This is a genomic window from Shewanella sp. 11B5 (genome assembly GCF_002836795.1).
Lineage (GTDB): Bacteria > Pseudomonadota > Gammaproteobacteria > Enterobacterales > Shewanellaceae > Shewanella > Shewanella frigidimarina.
The window spans coordinates 1-2010 of sequence record NZ_PJAP01000691.1 but is presented as its reverse complement, the minus strand read 5'-3'; the positions used below and the strand labels follow the sequence as shown (position 1 = coordinate 2010).

3 protein-coding genes are annotated in these 2010 nt (G+C 42.6%); 2 read left to right on the top strand and 1 reads right to left on the bottom strand.

All coding sequences use genetic code 11. The annotated features are described in order from the left end of the window. The coding region (locus tag CXF78_RS15380) for a nitroreductase family protein (RefSeq protein ID WP_102037279.1) at nt 1-666 on the top strand (666 nt) is incomplete at its 5' end. Between the two features lie 131 nt (nt 667-797). Then, nucleotides 798-1178 (top strand): hypothetical protein, encoded by a 381-nt coding sequence (locus CXF78_RS15375; RefSeq protein ID WP_011638641.1) that lies wholly within the window; start codon nt 798-800, stop codon nt 1176-1178. A gap of 172 nt (nt 1179-1350) precedes the next feature. Here the strand turns inward: CXF78_RS15375 and lpxL are convergent. Next, the coding region (gene lpxL / locus CXF78_RS15370; RefSeq protein WP_102037278.1) for an LpxL/LpxP family Kdo(2)-lipid IV(A) lauroyl/palmitoleoyl acyltransferase at nt 1351-2010 on the bottom strand (660 nt) is incomplete at its 5' end.

Here is a 2010-nt window from a genome sequence, read left to right as displayed (position 1 = left end):
CAAGCGCATTTACCGTTAACTGATTTTATTGAATATTCCCCAGATGAAATGCTCAAGCGGGCACAAGATAATTACCAGCAAGTTAAACGACGACATTCAATACGGGCATTTTCTGATAGAGCTGTACCGCAAGCCATTATTGAACAGTGTATATTAGCTGCGGGCACAGCACCCAATGGTGCTAACCATCAGCCGTGGCATTTTGTGGCGATTAATAGTCCGCAGATAAAAGCGCAAATTCGTCAACAAGCTGAGGCATTAGAGCAAGCATTTTATGCAGGTCGCGCTGGAGAAGAATGGTTAGATGCATTAAAACCGTTAGGCACCAATGCCGATAAACCGTACTTAGAACATGCGCCTTGGCTGATTGCGGTGTTCAGCAAAAAACGTACTGAAGAGTCTGGTGAACAGAAGAGTAATTATTATGTACATGAGTCAGTGGGGATTGCGACTGGCTTTTTAATTCAAGCATTACATCACGCAGGCCTCGGCACATTAACGCATACGCCAAAACCGATGAGTTTTTTAAGTAAAGTGTGCGGGCGCGACAATGATAATGAACGTCCGTATATGCTAATTATTGCTGGGTATCCTGCCTATGACGCGACCATTCCACAGCATGCTATTGATAAAAAATCCCTTAATGAGATTTGTGATTTTATTTAATGGTATTCACTGTTAGTCTATGTGCGTTTATAAAACGACCACTGATAAAATGATGGTTGGTAAGAATATTGTTGGTATGAATATTGTTGATCTGAATGCTCGCCGTTAGAAACGTATTAAAAGGAGTTAATATGAAATTGTTAAGTTCGTTGTTGGTTTGCACTCTAGGCGGGATAGTCTCCATGCTGGCAGAAGCTGACGATGCTCAATCAACCTTAGGCCACTTAGTCGAATTATCGATAACACACAATGATAACTCTATTGGGTTAAGTTGCTTGCCGAGGACTGAAGCCGCTGGCGAAACAGCTGATTGGGTGATTGAGTGTAACCGTTTAGCTTATCAATATTTAATCAGCAAAACTGGCGAAGGTATTGAGTTTAATCGCCAAGTGAATGAAAAGCCTTTTGGTATGGCTGCCGATTTTATGGCGAAAACCTTGATGACGGATCCATCAGGATTTAAGGCGGTCAATATTTCGCAAGAATTTGAGTTTACACATAAGAAAACCTAACCGCCTCTTTCAAGGTGTCTATTTTGCCTATTTTGACCAATACATAATTAACCCGCTATAGCTGTAATAACGCTATAGCGGGTTAATTATGTATTGGTCATTGGTCATTGGTCATTGGTAGTTAATCGGTAGCAACTGTCATCATTTATATAACCTAAACGATTAACTAAAATCAGTCATATAACGATGGTGTGTCTTCAGTGGGACGTGTTTTAAAACGACGATGAAGCCACATGTATTGAGCTTTGTTGCGGTTAATCAGTTGTTCTACAATCTGGTTACCACGAATAGCGTCATCAGTTTCATTGTCGCCAGGGAAATTCTCTAAAGGCGGCATGATTTCAAGGGTGTAGCCTTTATCATCGCTATTACGCTCAACAAAAAAAGGTACCACATTGGCTTTACCTAGCCTCGCCAATGAGGTTGCGCCAGTAATGGTGGCAGCATCGGGTACGCCAAAAAAGGGAATAAACACTGCGCTCGAACGACCAAAGTCTTGATCGGCTGTATACCAAATCACGTCAGGACTGCGCAAACTGCGGATCATTTGGCGCACGTCACGCTTAGGCACTAAGCCTTTGTTTGAACGCAAGCGACCTTTAACTTGTAAGTATTCCATCACCGGATTGTTATGGGGACGATACACGCCAATTCCTGGAGCAAACTGGCCAAATATACGCGCGCCCATTTCAAGCGGTAAGCAATGCACCGCAAATAAAATCACCCCTTTGCCATTGTCTAAACTCTGACTAACATGCTCAGTGCCTTTAATGGTCATGTGCTGTTGCACGCGCTCGTTTGACCACCACCATGCGTTAATGGTATCAAATAC